The organism is Brevundimonas sp. GW821-FHT09G01 (assembly GCF_059416065.1).
The window spans coordinates 135,372-152,956 of the sequence record NZ_JBWKOL010000006.1; the positions used below are offsets into that span (position 1 = coordinate 135,372).

Here is a 17,585-nt window from a genome sequence, read left to right on the forward strand (position 1 = left end):
ACGCCGCGTCAGGCGATTTGCAAGAGGGTTGCCAATCTGAACCCACTAGGTCAGTCTTGTTTGGCTACGGACACGTTCCGGCGCATGCCAGACGTATCCTTATCCCTCGACTTCCGGGCGGAAGATTCCAGTCTTCCGCCCGCTCTTTCCTGCCGATAGACCGATCGCATGACGCACCAGACCCTCGACGAAGCCCTGACCCTGACCGAGGACGGACAGGGCGGCCTGATCGCGCCGATGACCGGCTCATTCTCCAATGCGCCGACGGCGTGGCCGGCCGAGAAGGGCTCGCCCTTCGGCGGGCTGATGGCGGCGCTGGCGGCCAAGGCGGCGCGCGAGACGCTGGGGATCACGGCGCCGCTGCGCACGGTGGCGACCCAGTTCCTGATCGGGGCCAGGTTCGAGCCGCTGACCATCACCAGCGAGCTGCTGCGCGGCGGCCGTTCGGCGGCCTACGCTTCGGTGCGGGCGGGGCAGGGCGACCGGCTGGCGATGAGCGGCCTGATCACCTTCGGCCAGCCCGGCGACGGGCCGGAGCTGCGCGCCGCCTCCATCACCCCGCCGCCGCTGCTGGAGCAGCCGCTGACGCCGATGGATCCGCAGTTCGGCCCGCACTTCATCCGCCATGTGGAGCACCGCTTCGTCGGCGGCATCCAGCTGTTCGGCAAGAATGAGACCGACCGGATGGGCGTATGGATGCGCACCGTCGACGGCAAGCCGCTGGACGAGGCCCGGCTGGCCTTCCTGCTGGACGCCACCTTCCCGGTCTACTGGACCATGCTGCCGCCGCCGCCCGCGGTCTCGGCCACCGCCGACCTGCGCTACGACTTCTTCGGCCCGGTCCCCGAGGACGCGGCGCCGGACGGCTGGACCTATTTCGAGTTCGTCTCACGCGACAGCCACGGCGGCTGGACGGTCGAGGACGCGACGGCCTGGGCTCAGGACGGGCGGCCGCTGGCGGTCGGGCGTCAGCTTCGCAAGGTGCTGGCCTCGCGGGCGCCGAGAGCCTGAACGACGAAAGCCGGCCGCGCTTGCGCACGACCGGCCTCCGTCATCCCTTCACGCACACCACTTGCCGCAGGGTGTGCACGACTTCGATCAGCTCGGACTGGGCCGCGATCACGGCGTCGATGTCCTTGTAGGCCATCGGCGTTTCGTCGATCACGTCCGCGTCCTTGCGGCACTCGACGCCCTGGGTGGCGCGGACGTGGTCTTCCACCGTGAAGCGGCGCTTGGCCTCGGTCCGGCTCATGGCCCGACCGGCGCCGTGCGAGCAGGTGCAGAAGCTTTCCGCATTGCCCTTGCCGCGCACGATGAAGGACTTGGCCCCCATCGAGCCGGGGATGATGCCCAGTTCGTCCAGCTTGGCCGACACCGCGCCCTTCCGGGTCAGGAACACGTCCTTGCCGAAGTGGCGCTCCTTCGAGACGTAGTTGTGGTGGCAGTTCACCGCCTCCTGCGTCGTCTCCAGATCCGGCCAGAACGCGCGGAGCACGTTCAGGACACTGTCCATCATCACCTCGCGGTTGGCCCGGGCGTACCTCTGGGCCCAGGACACCGCCCGGACGTAGTCGATGAAGCCCTCCGACCCTTCCGGGAAGTAGGCTAGGTCCTGATCCGGCAGGTTCAGGAACCAGCGACGCGCTTCATGCTTCGCCCGCTCGATGAAGTAGGTCCCGAAGCGGTTGCCCACGCCCCGAGAGCCGGAGTGCAGCATCACCCACACGTCCCCCGCCTCGTCGAGGCAGAGCTCGATGAAGTGGTTGCCCGTGCCCAGCGTGCCCAGGTGGCCGAAGCCCCGGTGGTGCGCCGCCTTGGGGTGCTTTTCCACCACGGCGTCATAGCCGGCCTTGAGGTCGGTCCAGCGGGTGACGGCAGAGGCCGGGGGCTCGCTCGCCCAGGCGCCCTTGTCGTTGCGCCCGCCGTTGTCGGTGCGGCCGTGCGGGACGGCCGCCTCGATGGCGGAGCGGATGCCCGACAGGTCGTCCGGCAGGTGTTCGGCGCGGATCGAGGTCCGCACCGCCATCATGCCGCAGCCGATGTCCACGCCCACGGCGGCCGGGATGATGGCCCCCACGGTCGGGATCACCGACCCCACGGTCGCGCCCATGCCCCAGTGCACGTCGGGCATGACCGCGACGTGTTTGTGGATGAACGGCAGCGACGCCACGTTCTTCAGCTGCTTGAGCGCGGCGTCCTCGATCGGCACGCCGCGGGTCCACGCCTTGATGGGCGCGCCCGGGCTGTCGATCACGTCATAGTCGCGCATGGTCTCTCCTTTCCTCGTTGTCCTTCCGGACCGGCGGGAGAGCTCTTGCGGATACAAGAAACCCCTCCTGCCGGTTGGCGGGAGGGGTTGCTTGAAAACCGAAGCCGATCTGGCCCTGTCGTTCTCCTAGACACCCTCCGCGCACACGCCCTTGCCCTCGACCGGATTCCGGTCGAGCTGCATGGGCAGCTGCGAGGTGGCGTAACAGGCGAACATGGGTCGTCTCGTTTTCGGGAGGGCGCTGATATCCGAAGCTTCGTCGGAAGGCCAGCCCGAAAAACTCAGTGTGGCAGGCCGCGCAGCTGGATCAGAGGGATGACGATGTCCTCCTCGTCCTCCAGATGGCGCAGCAGGGATGGGGCGATCGCGTCGATGGCGTCGCCCAGCCGCGCGGCCCGGTCGGCGGCGTCGGCGGCGTTGGACGAGACCGCCTGATGGAAGGCGAGGCCCGACTGGAACAGGGTTTCGAGCTGGCCGTGGATGACGTCGTGATCGCGGTCCAGCAGGTCGATGCCGTGGCCGATCTTCGGCTCGATCTCGCGCATCATCGGGAAATACTGGCTGCTTTCGATCCGGTGGTGGCCGTCCAGGTGCTGCAGGAAGGATTGCAGCGCCGGGATCAGCTGACGGTGCAGCACGCGAATGTCGCCGCCCGCCCGCCACTGGCTGACCAGCCCGTCCATATGACCCTGATGGCCGCGGAAGGAGCCGTGCATCTGCAGCCAGAAGGCGGCGGTCTGGTCGAGGCCCGGTTCGGCCCAGCGGTCGCGGGGGTATTCCTCTCGCAGGTACAGCATCTCGACCGGCAGGCCGTGGCGGCGGGCCAGGGCGAGGGCGTCGTCCGAAGGGTCAGACAACGGCGGCGGTCGTCTTGATGAAGCCGCCGCCCAGCAGCCGGTCGGGATCGGCCGGATCGTACAGGGCGCAAGCCTGGCCGGGGGCGACGCCTTCCTCGCCCGCGGCGAACACCAGCGAGACGACGCCGTCGACCAGCGCCAGGCGGGCAGGCGAGGGCGGGCGGGTCGAGCGGACGCGGGCCAGCACCGGCGCGCCGGCCTCGGCCGCCGCCTCGATGGAGGCCTCGTCGCCCAGCCAGTTGGTCTCGTCCAGCGTCAGGGAGGCGGTCAGCAGGGCCTCGCGCGGGCCGACGATGACGTGGCGCTTGGCCGGATCCAGCTTGGTCACGAACAGGGGCTCGCCCACGGCGACGTTCAGGCCGCGGCGTTGACCGATGGTGTAGTCGGTGATGCCCGAGTGGTTCCCCAGCACGCGGCCGTCCATGTGCACGATCTCGCCGGCCTCGCGGCCCTGCGGGCGCAGCTTGTCGATGAGGGTGCGGTAGTCGCCGTTGGGGACGAAGCAGATGTCCTGGCTGTCCGGCTTGGCGGCGATGCGCAGGCCGAGCTCCAGGGCGACGCCCCGGACCTGGGGCTTTTCCAGATCGGCCAGGGGGAAGCGCAGATAGTCGAGCTGCTGAGGCGTGGTGGCGAACAGGAAGTAGGACTGGTCGCGCGAGTGGTCGATGGCCTTGCGCATCTGCGCCCGGCCGTCGGCGCCGACGGCGCGGCGGACATAGTGGCCGGTGGCCATGGCCTCGGCGCCCAGGTCGCGGGCGACGTCCAGCAGGTCGCGGAACTTGACCGTCTGATTGCAGCGGATGCACGGCACCGGCGTCTGGCCCGCCAGATAGGAGTCGGCGAACTGGTCGATCACGGCGTCGCGGAAACGGCTCTCGTAGTCGAGGACGTAGTGGGGGATGCCCAGGGTCTCGGCCGCCAGCCGGGCGTCGTGGATGTCCTGACCCGCGCAGCAGGCGCCCTTCTTCTTCAGGGCCGCGCCGTGGTCGTAGAGCTGCAGCGTCACGCCGACGACGTCATAGCCCGCCTTGTGCAGGAGGCCCGCGACAACGGTGGAATCCACGCCGCCAGACATGGCCGCCACCACGCGCGATCCGACCGGCAGGCCGACCGCCAGGCGCGCGCTCTCGATCGCCGCGTCCATGTCCTGCGGCGAGGCCATGGGGGCGATGTTCGGAACGGGGCAGATGTCCTCGGCGAAACTCATGGGCGCCAGATAGTACATGAGGGGTGCAATTTCGAGGCCGGGGCCTGAAACGACAACGACCGCCCCGTTTCCGGGGCGGCCGCTGCAGGCGTTACGCGGGGAGACGTCTTATCCGCGATAGTGCTGGATGCGCGTGGTCCGCAGACCTTGCATGCCCCATTTGTCGATCGCCTTCTGCCAGGCGATGAACTCTTCCGCCGTGAGACGATAGCGGGCCAGCGCGTCCTCAAGGCTGATCAGACCCCCGCGTACGGCGGCGACGACCTCGGCCTTGCGACGGATCACCCAGCGATCCGTATTGGCCGGCGGCAGGTCACGCAGCGTAAGCGGCGTGCCGGTCGGTCCGACCACGTATTGTTCGCCTCGATTATTAAGGCGTCGCTCTTGCAACATGGGCTTATGCCTCATTCACCACCACCATTGAGCGTGCAAGGTAGCGCGCGGCCGCTAAGGGCCGTTTAAGCGTCGTGGTGAAGGAAAGGATAAAATCCCTTCCGCCCACCCCCCCAATATTCAACGAAGTCTTCATTGAGACTAACCGTCAGTTACCTGCGTATCAGCGTTTGATGTTGATCAACTCGGCGAGCATCTCATCCGCGGTCGTGATGATCTTGGACGAGGCGGAGTAGGCGCGCTGGGTGGTGATCAGGCCGGTGAACTCGGCCGACAGATCGACGGTCGAGGATTCCAGCTGCTGGGACGCCAGGGTGCCCGCGCCGCCCGTGCCCGCGGCCTTCAGGTTGAAGGTGCCGGACTCCAGGCTGACGGAGTAGGCGTTGCCGCTGACTTCCTTCAGGCTGTCGGGGCTCGGGAAGGTGGCGACCGCGACCTGGGCGATCCGGCGCATGACGCCGTTGTCGAAGATGGCGGTGACGAAGCCGCCTTCATCGATGGTGATTTCGCTCAGATTGCCGAAGGCCGTGCCGTTGGTGACGGTCGATTGCACCACCGAGGCGGTGTTCAGCTGGCTGAGGCCGCCGGCCGAGGTGTTCAGGTCCAGAGTCACCGTCTGGGCGGCGATGCCCAGGCCGTCGGCCCATTTGACCTTGCCGTTGTCCAGCGGGTCGTTCGGATCGATCGTGTTGTTCGGGTCCGATTCCAGGAAGCTGAGCGAGGCCTGGGTCGGGTCGTCGAACAGACCCTTGCCCGCCGGCCAGCCCTGCATCGTCTCGACGTCGAGGCGGCCCGAGGGGGTGAAGGCGATCAGGCCGGTCTTGATCTGACCGTTCGAGAAGGGGGCGCCGGTGACGACGTCGCCGGCCGGGACCGAGACGACTTCGGCGTACCACTGGTTCGGCTCGGCGCTCTTCAGGAAGCGGATTTCCAGATTGCGCTGGCCGCCCTTGGAGTCCGAAACCGGGATGTTCATCTTGAAGTCGGGCTTCACGCCGACGGGGTTGTCGTCGTCCGCGTTATACATCGCCATCGAGTTGACGGACGGGTCGTACTTGGTCTTGGCGATGCCGTCGTTGGCCATGCCGATGTCGGCGAAGTTGATGGCGAAGGGCGTGCCGGCGACCGGAGGCGTGCCGCTGGTTGGGGTGATGGTCACCGCCGTGGCGTTGGCGGTGGCCGAGCCGTTGGCGCCGGCCGTCGGCGTGAAGCCGGTCAGGACGCCCGCGGCGTTATAGGTCGCCGTGCCGGTGATGTTGGTGATGCCGGTCTTAATGGTCACGTCATAGGTGCCGGCGCCGGTCCGCTTGTAGGAGACCGACATGTTGTGGCCGACCGGCGGCACCGCGGCGTCCTGGACGTTGGGGTAGGCGTTGGCGCCGGCGGCCGACGACACGTCCTGGGTCGAACGCAGGTTGGCGTTGATCTGGACGCGGGTGGTCGGCTCGGCCGTGCCGCCGACCGAACCGATGTTGATCGAGCGCAGGCGCGACAGGTCCGAAGGATCGGTGGCGATCTCGCCGTTCGAATCCACCGGCCAGCCTTGCAGGTACAGGCCGGCGCTGTTCTTCAGGTAGCCCATGTTGTCGACGCGGAAGGCGCCGGCGCGGGTGAACAGGCGGGTGTCGGTGGCGCCGACGCCCTCGGCCTGGGTGGTGGTGACGAAGAAGCCCTGGCCGTTGATGGACAGGTCGGTCGCCTCGGTCGTGCGTTGCAGCTGACCTTCTTGGCTGATGAACGAACGGGCGTTGGCCATCACGCCGCCGGCCGAATAGCTGCCGCCGGCGCGGGTCTGGCTGTTGACCAGGGTCTGGAACTCGGCGTTCGTCCGCTTGTAGCCGACGGTGTTGACGTTCGCGATGTTCTGGGAAATCGCGGCCAGGGCGGTGGAGTTGGCGGCGAGGCCGGACACGCCGGCCAGCATAGCGCTGTTCAGGCTCATGGATTACGCTCCTTGAAGGGAAGTTTTCGGGAAGGCGGCGGAGCGCGTCATGCGGCCACCTCCTCGTCAGGGACGGGCGGATTCTCCGCATCGTCGTTGTCAGCTTGTGCGCGGATCTCGTTCAGCGAGATCACGGTCGAAAGCGGAAGGATGGAGTCGCCGATCACCAGGTACGGCGCGCCGTCGTACATCTCGACGCCGGTGACGCGGCCGCGGATCAGGGTCTGGCTGTCGACCTTGCCGCCGTTGGCGTTGGTGGCGGTGACCTTCAGCGTGTAGACGCCGCCGTTTTCGGCGGTGTCGCCGCCGGTCATCTTGCCGTCCCAGGTGAAGTCGTGGACGCCGATGCCCTTCTCGGGCGCCTTGCCTTCCCAGACGACCTTGCCGTTCTTGTCGAGCACCTGCAGCTTCACGTCCGCGGCCGTGCCGCCCAGCTCGTAGGACCAGGTCGCCTTGCCGTCTTCCAGCGAAGTGGCGGACCAGGCGGCGGTGACCTGCTTGCCGATGTAGTTGGAGGCGTTGTCCAGGCCGCCCGCGGACTGGGCCTTCAGCAGGCTGGTCAGCAGGTCGTTGGTCAGCAGTTGCTGCTCCACCCCGGCCATCTGCGTCAGCTGGGCGGTGAACTCGTTGGAGTCGACCGGCGACAGCGGGTCCTGATTGCGTAGCTGCGTGGTCAGCAGGGTCAGGAAGGTCTCGAAGTTCGAGGCCAGGCTCTTCGAGCCGGAGTTGATCCGGCCGGAGGCGTCGGGAGCGGAGACGGAGTCAACCATCGATCAGACCTTCATATCCACGCCCGCGGGCGTGAGAGACAGCGCCTGCCAGCGAGGGGGCTGGGCGACGGCGTCGGCTTCGGTGTTCAGGCGGGCGGCGGCGGCGAAGGCGCGGGATTGACCCCGGTCCTGGCCCTGGGAGGCATCCTGTCCGCGATCAAAGAAGCTGGAGCCGCTGTCGCGCTGGGTGAACTCAAAGGCGTCGTCCGCCAGGTGGAAGCCCTGCTGCTCCAGCTGACGGCGCAGGTCGTCGACCCGGCCCCTCAGGTCCGTGGCGGCGGCCGGGTTGTCGAAGGCCAGACGCGCGGCCAGACGGCCCTCGGCGTCGATGTCCAGCTTGATGTCGACCCGGCCCAGCTCATCGGGCGTCAGCGACATCTCGAAACGGGTCGAACGTCCGTCCAGTTTCCTCTGAATCTGGGCGGCGATCTGGGCGGTGGCTTCGATCGCCGCGCGTGACAGGCTCGACCCCAGGGCCTCGCGGGCGGCATGGGCGGTCTGGGCCGACGGCGCGGCTTCGGGAGCGGTCGCATCGACCGGAACCTCGGCGGCGGCGTTGCCTTCGGCCTTCTCGATCGCGGGCGCTTCGATCGTCTTCGACGCGGCCGAGGCGGACGCCGGCGCGACGGCCGGGTTCGGCGTGGCCGCGGCGGAGGCCTGCGGCGTGGTCGTCACAGGCGTGGACGGAGCGGCGGTGTCCACGGCGGCGTTGGTTTCCACCGACCGCGAAGCTCGCTCGGTCTGCGGACGCGGGGACGGCGTCTCGACCGGGCGCGGCGTCTCGGCGCTCTTGGGCTCGGCGTCCGGAACCGGCGGCTGCGCGACGTCAGCCGCATCCGTCACGCCGGACGGCTTCGCGGTTTCGGCGGGCGCCGCGACCTCATCCTGGGTCGAGGCGGAGGCGGAGGCCACAGGCTGCGTTAGCGGCTCCGGGGTCGCCTTGCCGGCTGCCGTCGGCGCGGGCTGCGAGACGTCCGGTGTCGGCGTGGCGGAGATCGTGCGGGACGGCGTCTCGCCCTGCGGGCGGGCGACCTCGACCATCGCGCTGTCGTCCAGCCGCGCCTGTTCCATGTCGCTGACCGGGCGACGGACCGGCGTCATGACCGACGGCGTCTGACCGGCCGTGACCGGCGGCGCCGGAGGCTGGGTCAGCGGTTGCGTCGTCGCCGTCTTGGTTTCCGGCTGGGCCGGAGCGGGCGGCCGGACCTCAGGCGCGTCGGATTGATCGGCCTTCACCGCGGGACGGACCTGCGGACCGGCCTCGGCCGCCTTGGTGGTCGGAGTCTTTTCGACAGGCAGGGGCGTGGTCGCCGGCGAAGCCTCGGCCTTCGGCGCCGGTGCGGCGGGAGCGAGCGGCGCGAGGGGATCAGCGACAGGCTCGGCAACGGGCGGGGCCTCGACCGCGATCGGCTGAGCGGCGGCCTGAGCCGGGATCGGAGCCGGAGCCGGGATTGGGGCCGCCTCGGCGTCCGGAGACGCGTCAACCACGGGCGCGGGCATGGCCGCAGCGGGGAGCGGGGCCGCGATGACGGAAGCTTCCGTCGTGGGGGCGTCCGCCGCGGGCGCCTCGATGGCCGGTTCGGCGGACACGGGTTCGACCGCCGGGAGGGCGTCTTCAGTGGCGACGGGGGCGGGCGCGGCGGGAGCCGTGTCGCCTTCAGCCGCCTCGATCGCGGGCTCGCTCGCGACGACCGACAAGGCCGCCGCATTGATCTGCAGCAGGGGCTGCGGGGGCGAGGGCATCGGAACACCCGACGAGCCCGCCAGGGCCGAAGCCGCGGGGTCGGGTTGTTCGGGCGCCGGCGGCGTCTCGGCCAGACCTTCATCTACGTCCCCGCCCAGCATCGACGCCAGCAGGCCCTCGAACGCCGACGCGTCGACGGCCGCCGACCCTTGCGAGGTCGTCGGCGCGGCGGGCGCGATCATGGACAGCAGTGCGGATGCAGTCGACATGGGGTCCGGGGCGGCGGTGGCCGAGGTGGATGGCGGGGGCGCCTGCTGCGCCGAACATTCGAAACCTCAGGCGCAAATCGCGGGCCATCGTGAAATCGGCAATAAGTAGCTGATTTTATTGAACTGTGGTCGCGCCGCCCTGCGTCGGCGGCGCCGTGAGAGCGGTCCAAACTTGCCGCGTGCCGACCAATCTTGCCCAGCGCCGCCAGCCGCTCCCGGAGCTGGATCGCGATGGCCCGCTGTTTGCGCCTCCCGAACGTCATGACACAGACGCGAAACGCGATGCTGCGTAAATTCAATGAGTTGGCCGGGGTGCGCGAATGCGCTGCCGGGCAAAAAGGGCGCGGCGGCTGGCAGACCTTGCCGGGCGCCCGTTCGATGGAGGTCCGCGCATGTCGGTGACCAGCATCCTGAACAACGCCAATTCGGGTCTGATCGCCGCCCAGACCCAGCTGCGGGTGGTCTCGGACAACGTTTCGAACGTCAACACGCCCGGCTATGTCCGCAAGATCGCCGACCAGGTCTCCCGGTCCAGCCAGGGCGTCGGCAGCGGCGTGGAAGTCACGCGCATCCGCCTGGCCACCGACCGCTTCCTGCAGGCGGCCAGCCTCAGCGCCGGCGCCGAGGCGGCGCGTCAGGGCGTGAAGTACGAACTGTACGACCGCATCCAGTCGATGTTCGGCGACCCGGGCGGGAAGAGCAGCTTCTTCGGCCAGGTGGACGGCGTCTTCGCCGCCTTCGCCTCCAGCGCCGAGGATCCGACCTCCTCGCCCCGCCGCCAGGACGCCCTGTTCAAGACCCAGGCGCTGTTCGACGAGGCCACGCGGATCGCCAAGCAGATCCAGGCGGTCCGGGAAGACGCGGACGGCCGCATCCAGAGCGCGGTCGAGAACGCCAACAACCTGCTCCAGCAGATCGAGGCGCTGAACGTCGAGATCACCCGGGCGAAGGTCGTCAACGGCGACGCCTCGGGCGCGGAGACCGCGCAGGCGGCCCTGATCGGCCAGCTGGCCGAGGTCATGGACGTTCGCGTCACGGCGCGCACCATCGGCGGCGTGTCGATCCGGACCGGCAGCGGCGCCATGCTGGCCGGGGAGGGCGCGGCGACCCTTTCCTACACGCGCGCGGGCACGGTGACCGGCGAGACCAATTTCAACGACATCTGGATCACCGAGCCGGGCGGAAGCAAGCAGTCGCTGCTGGACAATGTGACCTCGGGCGAAATCAAGGGCCTGGTCGAACTGCGCGACGTCGAGGCACCCGCCGCCGCCAGTCGGCTGGCCGAGCTGATCACCCATGTCGCCGACGAGCTGAACCGCGCCCACAACGCCAACACGGCCATGCCGCCGCCGAACCGGCTGGACGGCCGCAATGTGGGCCAGTCGCTCGAAAGCGCCATCGCCGGCTTCAACGGGCGGACGACCATCGCCGTCACCAACGCCGCCGGAGTGATCCAGCAGCGGGTCGACATCGTCTTCAGCGGTGCGACCATGACGGTGAACGGCGTCGCCGCCGATCCGACAACCTTCCTGGCGACCCTGAACACCCAGCTGGGCGGCGCCGCCTCGGCCCAGTTCATCGACGGCAAGCTGTCGATCGTGGCCAGCAACGCCGCCAACGGCGTCGCCATCGCCGACGATCCGACGACGCCGTCGAGCAAGGCCGGCCGGGGCTTCTCCCACTACTTCGGCCTGAACGACCTGATCTCGGCGGATCGTCCGGCTCTGTACGACACCGGCATGACCGCGGCCTCTCCGCACGGCTTCACCGCCGGCGAGACGATGACCTTCCGGTTCGCCAACGAGGCCGGCGCCCGGATCCGGGACATCCAGGTGGCGGTGCCGCCCGGCGGCACGGTCGGCGACCTGATCAATGCGCTCAACGATCCCGCGACGGGCGTGGGCGCCTACGGCAAGTTCTCGCTCGGCGCGGACGGCGCGATGAGCTTCACGCCCGTCGGCAATCCGCCGCTGAAGATGAGCGTGCTGAACGACAACACCAGCCAGGTTCCGTCCGGGATCACGGCGACCGAGATGTTCGGCATCGGCGCCGGCGTCCGCACCTCGCGCGCCGACAGCTTCTCCCTGCGGTCGGACATCCGGCAGGGGCCCGCCAAGCTGGCGCTGGGGCAGCTGAACCTGTCCGCGGCGGCCGGGACGCCGGCGCTCAGCGCGGGCGACGGCCGCGGCGCGCTGTTGCTGGCCGACGCCGGCGAGCGGACCGCCAACTTCCAGCCGGCTGGCGGCTCCTCGGGCGGCCAGGTCTCGGTCTCGCGCTACGCCTCGGAGCTGGCCGGCGATATCGGCGGCAAGGCCACGGCCGCCAAGAACCGCAAGGATTCGTCGGGCGCGCTCTACGCCGAGGCCGTCGGACGCCAGACGGCCCACGAGGGGGTCAATCTGGATGAGGAGCTGGTGCTGATGACGACCTACCAGCAGGCCTTCAACGCTTCGGCCCGCCTGATCCAGGCGGCCAAGGACATGTACGATACGCTTCTGGGGATGATCTGATGACCCGCGTCGCCACCTTCGGAAACTACCAGTCGGCCCTTCTGAACCTGATGACGGCCCAGACTCGGTCCGCCGAGGCCCAGGAGCGGGTTTCGACCCAGAAGAACGCCACTGACCTGACCGGCTTTGGCCGCCAGTCCGAGACCCTGACGGCGCTCAAGGGCGCCCAGAGCCGCATCCAGGGCTTCATGGACACGGCCGAGGCGGTGACGGCCCGCCTGACGACCCAGGATCTCGCCCTGACCCAGATCGGCGACGGCGTCGACGCCTTGCGCACGGCGATCGGCAACGCCCTGTCGTCGGACTCATCGACCTCGCTGATGCTGGAGATGGAGGGCCAGTTCCAGACCATCCGCGGCGGGCTGAACATGCGCCACCAGGGCGGCTATCTGTTCGCCGGGACGCAGGTGAACACCCCGCCGGTGGACGTATCGAATCTGTCGGAATTGGCCGCGGCGCCCAGCGTGGCCTCGATCTTCCACAACGACAGCCTGAAGACCGCCAGCCGCGTCGCCGAGGGCACGACCCTGGAGACCGGCTTCCTGGCCAATGAGGTCGGGACCGACGCCATGAGCATCCTGCGCGACATCCAGAACTATCACACCAGCGCCGCCGGACCGCTGACGGGCAAGCTCACCGAGCCGCAGAAGACGTTCCTGACGACCCAGCTGGCGCGGCTTGAGCAGGCCAGCAAGGGCGTGATCGACAAGACCGCGACCACCGGTTCTCTGGCCAATCAGGTCGAGAATGTCGAGAAGAGCCACAAGGCCCAGCTGGACTCGCTGGATGAGCTGGTCTCGAACCGCACCGACGCCGACATGGCCAAGGCGGTGACCGACCTGCAGCTGTCGCAGATCGCCATCCAGGCCTCGGCCCAGGTGATCAGCCAGCTGCGGCAGGTCTCGCTGCTCAACTATCTGAGCTGACGCGGAAAATTACGCAACGGCGACGCTGGACAGGTGTTCACTCTATGGAACATAGAGTGAACAAATGGCTCAACTTGATCTCCGTAAGAAGCTCTCCATCCTCGCCGACGCGGCCAAGTATGACGCCAGTTGCGCGTCCTCGGGCACGTCGAAGCGCGACTCCGTCGGCGGCAAGGGGATCGGCTCGACCGAGGGCATGGGCATCTGTCACGCCTACACCCCGGACGGGCGGTGCGTGTCCCTGCTCAAGATCCTGCTGACCAATTTCTGCATCTACGACTGCGCCTACTGCATCAACCGGGCGAGCTCGAACGTGCCTCGGGCGCGGTTCGATGTGCGGGAGGTCGTGGACCTGACGCTGAGCTTCTACCGGCGGAACTACATCGAGGGCCTGTTCCTGTCGTCCGGCATCATTCGATCGGGCGACTATACGATGGAGCAGCTGGTCCTGGTGGCGAAGACGCTGAGGGAGGAACACGACTTCCGCGGCTACATCCACCTGAAGCTGATCCCCGAGGCGGACGAGCGGCTGATCGCCGAGGCGGCGCTGTACGCCGACCGGCTGTCGGCCAATATCGAGCTGCCGCGCGACGAGGCCCTGCGGCGGCTGGCGCCTCAGAAGGACGTCGGCGTCATCAAGAAGGCGATGGGGCAGGTGCGGCTGGGCGTGGAAGCCGCCAAGCCAAGCCGGCGCGAGCGGGTCAAGGCGCCGAAGTTCGCGCCGGCGGGCCAGTCGACCCAGCTGATCATCGGCGCTGACGGCGCGCCGGACACGGAGATCATCGACCGGTCGGCGTCGCTCTACGGCGGCTACGGCCTGCGCCGGGTCTACTATTCCGCCTTCAGCCCGATTCCGGACGCGTCTTCCAGCCTGCCGCTGTCGAAGCCGCCGTTGATGCGCGAGCACCGGCTGTACCAGGCCGACTGGCTGATGCGGTTCTACGGCTTCTCGCCGCCCGAGATCGGAGAGGCGACGACGGACGGGATGCTGGACCTGGCCATCGATCCGAAACTGGCCTGGGCCCTGAACCGGCGTGAGCAGTTCCCGGTCGATGTGAACACCGCTCCCCGCGAGAGCCTGCTGCGCGTGCCGGGCCTGGGGGTGAAGTCGGTGGACCGGATGATCTCGGTACGGCGTTACAGGACCCTGCGGCTGGAAGACGTGGCGCGCCTCTGTCGAGGCATCGACAAGGTGCGGCCCTTTATCGTGACCCTGGACTGGACGCCGGGCGGGCTGACCGACGCCGCCGACCTGCGCGCCCGGATCGCGCCGGATCGGCAGCCCGTGCAGATGAGCCTGTTCTGATGCGCGTCGCGGCCCTGGCGGGCGAGACGGACTTCGAGGGATGGCGCAAGGCGGCGCGGGCGTTCCGCGCGGCGGGCGTGCGGCCCGAGGATGCGCGGTTCGAGGTGACCGGGGCGGCGCAGGCTGATCTTTTTGCTCCCGCTCATCCCGGCTTTCTTCGGGATGAGCGGGAATTTGTGGTTCCCCGCGCCTTCGTCGATCTGGCCGGGAACGTCATCCTGCATCGGTCCGCCGACCGGTTCGATCTGCTGTACCGGCTGCTGTGGCGGCTGGAGCGCGAACCGGACCTGATGAAGGTGGTCAGCGACCGCGACGTCGCCGACGCCTTCGAGCGGGCCAAGAACGTCAGCCGGGCCAGCCACAAGATGAAGGCCTTCGTCCGCTTCCGGCTGGCCGAGGACGACCGGGGAGAGGCCTGGGTCGCCTGGTTTGAGCCGGCGCATCGGGTGGTGGAGAAGACCGCGCCCTTCTTCGCCCGGCGCTTCTCGTCCATGCGCTGGTCGATACTGACGCCCGACGGCTCGGCCTTCTGGGATACGCAGGCCCTGACCTATGGTCCGCCCGCCACCCGGGACATGGCGCCGGCCGAGGACGAGGTCGAGGAGTTCTGGAAGACCTACTACGCCTCGACCTTCAATCCGGCGCGGCTGAAGACCAGGACCATGCAGGGGGAGATGCCCAAGCGGTACTGGGCCAATCTGCCGGAGGCGGCGCTGATCCCGGAACTGGTGGCCGCGGCGTCGGTTCGGACAGACGCCATGGTCGCCGCGCCCGCTCCCGAACCCAACGTCCGCCTGGCCAAGACGCTGTCGCGGATGAACCGAGATCATGCCTTCGAGGAGGGCTTCGTCCCGTCCGATCTCGAAGAGCTGGGCCATGCAGTGCAGGCCTGCCGCCGTTGTCCGCTGTGGCGGGATGCGACGCAGGGGGTGTGCGGGCAGGGGCCGAAGCGGGCGAAGCTGATGATCGTGGGCGAACAGCCGGGGGATCAGGAGGACCTGGCCGGGCGGCCCTTCGTCGGCCCGGCGGGGCAGGTGCTGGACGCCGCGCTGGAGGAGGCGGGGATTGATCGCGACGACGTCTTCGTCACCAACGCCGTGAAGCATTTCAAGCACGAGCCCCGCGGCAAGCGGCGCATCCACAAGACGCCGGCGGTCAGCGAGGTGAGCGCCTGCCGGTGGTGGCTGGACGCCGAGCGGCGGCTGGTGAGGCCCAGGGTGATCCTGACGCTGGGCGGGACGGCGGCGCTGGGCGTGCTGGGCCGAAAGGTGGCCGTGACCACGGAGCGGGGGCGGCCTATGCCGCTGCACGACGCGACCGCTCTTCTGACGGTCCACCCTTCCTATCTGCTGCGGATTCCCGACCGCGAGGCGGTGGCGAAGGAGCGGGAGCGCTTCGTGGCCGACCTGAAAAAGGTCCGCGGCCTGCTCTGAGGCGTAAACGTTTGAAAGCGTGGCTGAACGAATACGGCCGCGTGGCGTTATGATGGGCGCCGCAGCTTTGCCGTAGAGCAGGCATAGGCAAGCGCCACGGGGCGATTTAGGTAGGGGCATGGCCGCAGCGGATTTCCAGATCGACGACGGCGGACCGGGTCTGACCCTGCGTCTGACCGGCGACTGGACGGCGACCGAGCTGGGCCGCATCTCGCGCCGGCTGGACGACGGGCTGAAGGGCCGCGAGATCACGTCAGTGGACCTGACGGATCTGGGCCGGTTCGACACCGCCGGGGCGCTGGCGATCATTCAGGCCGGGCATGCCCAACTGCCCGCATCGGCTTGGGCCGAGCGTCCGGAGGTCGGGCGCACCTACGCCATGGTCGAGAAGCTGGAGCGCGACAGCGCCGGGCCGCCGAAGCGGTCGCCGGGCTGGATCCGGACCTTCGCCAAGATCGGGCGCGGGATGCACGACATCCTGGCCGAGGCGACCCTTTCGATGGCCTTCCTCGGACGGCTGGTCACCGCCACGGGTTCGACGGCCAAGCACTGGGACAAGATCCGCTGGCCCGCCTGGTTCAGCCAGGGCGAGCGCGCCGGGCTGGACGCCATCCCGATCGTGGCGGTCACCAACTTCTTCATCGGCGCCGTCATCGCCTTCCTCGGCGCCAACCTGCTGACCCAGTTCGGGGCCGGGGTGTTCACGGTCCAGCTGGTCGCGGTGGCGACCCTGCGCGAACTGGCGGTGCTGATCACGGCCATCCTGCTGGCGGGCCGCTCCGCCTCCTCCTTCGCGGCCGAGATCGGCTCGATGCGGATGAACCAGGAGGTCGATGCCATGCAGGTGATGGGGGTGAACCCCTTCCAGGCGCTGGTCATTCCGCGTCTGGCCTCAATGATCGTGATGCTGCCCATCCTGACCTTCGTCGGCATGCTCGCGGGCCTCCTTGGCGGCCTGCTGGTGACGTGGAGCCAGCTCAGCTACGGCCCGGCCTTCTTCGTCCAGCGCATCAGCGAGGATCCGATGATGGGCACCCATCTGATGGTCGGCATGGTCAAGGCGCCGGTCTTCGCCATCGTCATCGCGGCCATCGGCTGCCGGCAGGGCATGGCCGTGGCGGGCGATGTCGAAAGCCTCGGCCGCCGGGTGACCGCGGCGGTGGTGCAGGCCATCTTCGCCATCATCTCGCTGGACGCCGTCTTCGCCCTGATCTTCCTGGAGCTGAACCTGTGACGGCTTCCCAGACCGGCGCGCCGGAAAAGCTCATCGAGGTGCGCGGACTGCTGAGCCAGTTCGGCGACCGCACGATCCACGAGAACCTCGACCTCGACGTGGAGCGGGGCGAGGTCCTGGGCGTGGTCGGCGGCTCGGGCACCGGCAAGACGGTGCTGCTGAACACCATCATCGGCCTGAAGGAGCCCGAGGGCGGCACGGTCAGCATCCTGGGCCACGACCGCGCGACGCTGACCAAGGCGCAGGAGGCCGACGTCGAGCGCCGCACCGGCATCCTGTTTCAGCAGGGGGCCCTGTTCTCGTCGCTCAGCGTGCTGGACAACGTGGCCTCGCCCCTGGTCGAGCACACCCACCTGTCGCGCGAGGTGATCCGCGAACTGGCTGAGATGAAGATCGCCATGGTCGGGCTGGGGCCGGAATCGCACCATCTGAAGCCCGCCGAGCTGTCGGGCGGCATGCGCAAGCGGGTCGGCCTGGCCCGCGCGCTGGCGCTGGACCCGGAGCTGCTGTTCCTGGACGAGCCGACGGCCGGGCTGGACCCCATCGGCGCCGCCGCCTTCGACGATCTGATCCGCCAGCTGTCGAACGATCTGGGGCTGACGGTGTTCATGATCACCCACGACCTCGACAGCCTCTACGCCATCACCGACAAGGTTGCGGTGCTCGCCGACAAACATGTGGTCGCCAAGGCCACGGTCCAGGAGTTGGAGAAATCCGACCATCCCTGGATCAGGGAATACTTCCTGGGGCCGCGCGGTCGCGCGGCCGACAGGGCCGCTTGAGGA

The 17,585-nt window shown here is 68.7% G+C and carries 14 protein-coding genes; 7 read left to right on the forward strand and 7 right to left on the reverse strand.

From position 1 onward, the window contains the following. Window positions 1-168: 168 nt before the first annotated feature. Window positions 169-1,011 carry an acyl-CoA thioesterase gene (locus tag AC07NB_RS12805; RefSeq protein WP_291836743.1) on the forward strand — a complete coding sequence of 281 codons (843 nt, stop codon included), beginning with the start codon at window positions 169-171 and terminating at the stop codon, window positions 1,009-1,011. A 40-nt stretch (window positions 1,012-1,051) separates the two neighbouring features. On the opposite strand, the gene AC07NB_RS12810 is transcribed toward AC07NB_RS12805, so the two are convergent. From AC07NB_RS12810 to AC07NB_RS12840, 7 genes are all read right to left on the reverse strand, one after another. Beyond that, entirely contained in the window at window positions 1,052-2,269 is a 1,218-nt protein-coding gene (locus AC07NB_RS12810; RefSeq protein WP_494571414.1) for an RtcB family protein, read from the reverse strand. 281 nt (window positions 2,270-2,550) lie between these two features. Next, window positions 2,551-3,126: a hemerythrin domain-containing protein gene (locus AC07NB_RS12815; RefSeq protein WP_494571413.1), complete on the reverse strand. Its 576-nt coding sequence runs from the start codon at window positions 3,124-3,126 to the stop codon at window positions 2,551-2,553. Continuing rightward, window positions 3,119-4,333 carry a tRNA 2-thiouridine(34) synthase MnmA gene (mnmA, locus tag AC07NB_RS12820; protein ID WP_494572581.1) on the reverse strand — a complete coding sequence of 405 codons (1,215 nt, stop codon included), beginning with the start codon at window positions 4,331-4,333 and terminating at the stop codon, window positions 3,119-3,121. Before mnmA ends, AC07NB_RS12815 begins: the two co-directional genes overlap by 8 nt. 108 nt (window positions 4,334-4,441) lie before the next feature. Continuing rightward, window positions 4,442-4,726 (reverse strand): CtrA inhibitor SciP, encoded by a 285-nt coding sequence (gene sciP / locus AC07NB_RS12825; protein WP_291840167.1) that lies wholly within the window; start codon window positions 4,724-4,726, stop codon window positions 4,442-4,444. 163 nt (window positions 4,727-4,889) lie between these two features. Next, complete coding sequence (gene flgE / locus AC07NB_RS12830) at window positions 4,890-6,668, reverse strand: flagellar hook protein FlgE (RefSeq protein WP_494571412.1); 1,779 nt, start codon at window positions 6,666-6,668, stop codon at window positions 4,890-4,892. 47 nt (window positions 6,669-6,715) lie between these two features. Beyond that, window positions 6,716-7,438, reverse strand: coding sequence for a flagellar hook assembly protein FlgD (locus AC07NB_RS12835; RefSeq protein ID WP_291838966.1), 723 nt, complete (start codon window positions 7,436-7,438; stop codon window positions 6,716-6,718). A 3-nt stretch (window positions 7,439-7,441) separates the two neighbouring features. Further along, complete coding sequence (locus tag AC07NB_RS12840; RefSeq protein WP_494571411.1) at window positions 7,442-9,391, reverse strand: flagellar hook-length control protein FliK; 1,950 nt, start codon at window positions 9,389-9,391, stop codon at window positions 7,442-7,444. Between the two features lie 392 nt (window positions 9,392-9,783). Between AC07NB_RS12840 and flgK the strand changes: the two genes are divergently transcribed. From flgK to AC07NB_RS12870, 6 genes are all read left to right on the forward strand, one after another. Continuing rightward, on the forward strand, window positions 9,784-11,901 hold the full coding sequence (flgK, locus tag AC07NB_RS12845) for a flagellar hook-associated protein FlgK (RefSeq protein ID WP_291838961.1): 2,118 nt from the start codon (window positions 9,784-9,786) through the stop codon (window positions 11,899-11,901). Then, on the forward strand, window positions 11,901-12,827 hold the full coding sequence (locus tag AC07NB_RS12850; RefSeq protein ID WP_291838958.1) for a flagellin: 927 nt from the start codon (window positions 11,901-11,903) through the stop codon (window positions 12,825-12,827). The genes flgK and AC07NB_RS12850 overlap by 1 nt, the downstream gene beginning before the upstream one ends. Window positions 12,828-12,891: 64 nt before the next feature. Further along, window positions 12,892-14,133, forward strand: coding sequence for a putative DNA modification/repair radical SAM protein (locus AC07NB_RS12855; RefSeq protein ID WP_494571410.1), 1,242 nt, complete (start codon window positions 12,892-12,894; stop codon window positions 14,131-14,133). Then, window positions 14,133-15,566 (forward strand): UdgX family uracil-DNA binding protein, encoded by a 1,434-nt coding sequence (locus tag AC07NB_RS12860; RefSeq protein ID WP_494571409.1) that lies wholly within the window; start codon window positions 14,133-14,135, stop codon window positions 15,564-15,566. Before AC07NB_RS12855 ends, AC07NB_RS12860 begins: the two co-directional genes overlap by 1 nt. A 118-nt stretch (window positions 15,567-15,684) precedes the next feature. Further along, window positions 15,685-16,800, forward strand: coding sequence for an ABC transporter permease (locus tag AC07NB_RS12865; RefSeq protein WP_291838416.1), 1,116 nt, complete (start codon window positions 15,685-15,687; stop codon window positions 16,798-16,800). Continuing rightward, on the forward strand, window positions 16,797-17,582 hold the full coding sequence (locus AC07NB_RS12870; protein ID WP_291838419.1) for an ABC transporter ATP-binding protein: 786 nt from the start codon (window positions 16,797-16,799) through the stop codon (window positions 17,580-17,582). Before AC07NB_RS12865 ends, AC07NB_RS12870 begins: the two co-directional genes overlap by 4 nt. Window positions 17,583-17,585: the final 3 nt, after the last annotated feature.

Coding starts and splice junctions, on each gene's coding strand:
- mnmA (WP_494572581.1), bottom strand. CDS start 4,333: ATGAGTTTCGCCGAGGACATCTGCCCCGTTCCGAACATCGCCCCCATG.
- AC07NB_RS12805 (WP_291836743.1), top strand. CDS start 169: ATGACGCACCAGACCCTCGACGAAGCCCTGACCCTGACCGAGGACGGA.
- AC07NB_RS12810 (WP_494571414.1), bottom strand. CDS start 2,269: ATGCGCGACTATGACGTGATCGACAGCCCGGGCGCGCCCATCAAGGCG.
- sciP (WP_291840167.1), bottom strand. CDS start 4,726: ATGTTGCAAGAGCGACGCCTTAATAATCGAGGCGAACAATACGTGGTC.
- AC07NB_RS12840 (WP_494571411.1), bottom strand. CDS start 9,391: ATGTCGACTGCATCCGCACTGCTGTCCATGATCGCGCCCGCCGCGCCG.
- AC07NB_RS12865 (WP_291838416.1), top strand. CDS start 15,685: ATGGCCGCAGCGGATTTCCAGATCGACGACGGCGGACCGGGTCTGACC.
- flgK (WP_291838961.1), top strand. CDS start 9,784: ATGTCGGTGACCAGCATCCTGAACAACGCCAATTCGGGTCTGATCGCC.
- flgE (WP_494571412.1), bottom strand. CDS start 6,668: ATGAGCCTGAACAGCGCTATGCTGGCCGGCGTGTCCGGCCTCGCCGCC.
- AC07NB_RS12835 (WP_291838966.1), bottom strand. CDS start 7,438: ATGGTTGACTCCGTCTCCGCTCCCGACGCCTCCGGCCGGATCAACTCC.
- AC07NB_RS12860 (WP_494571409.1), top strand. CDS start 14,133: ATGCGCGTCGCGGCCCTGGCGGGCGAGACGGACTTCGAGGGATGGCGC.
- AC07NB_RS12850 (WP_291838958.1), top strand. CDS start 11,901: ATGACCCGCGTCGCCACCTTCGGAAACTACCAGTCGGCCCTTCTGAAC.
- AC07NB_RS12855 (WP_494571410.1), top strand. CDS start 12,892: ATGGCTCAACTTGATCTCCGTAAGAAGCTCTCCATCCTCGCCGACGCG.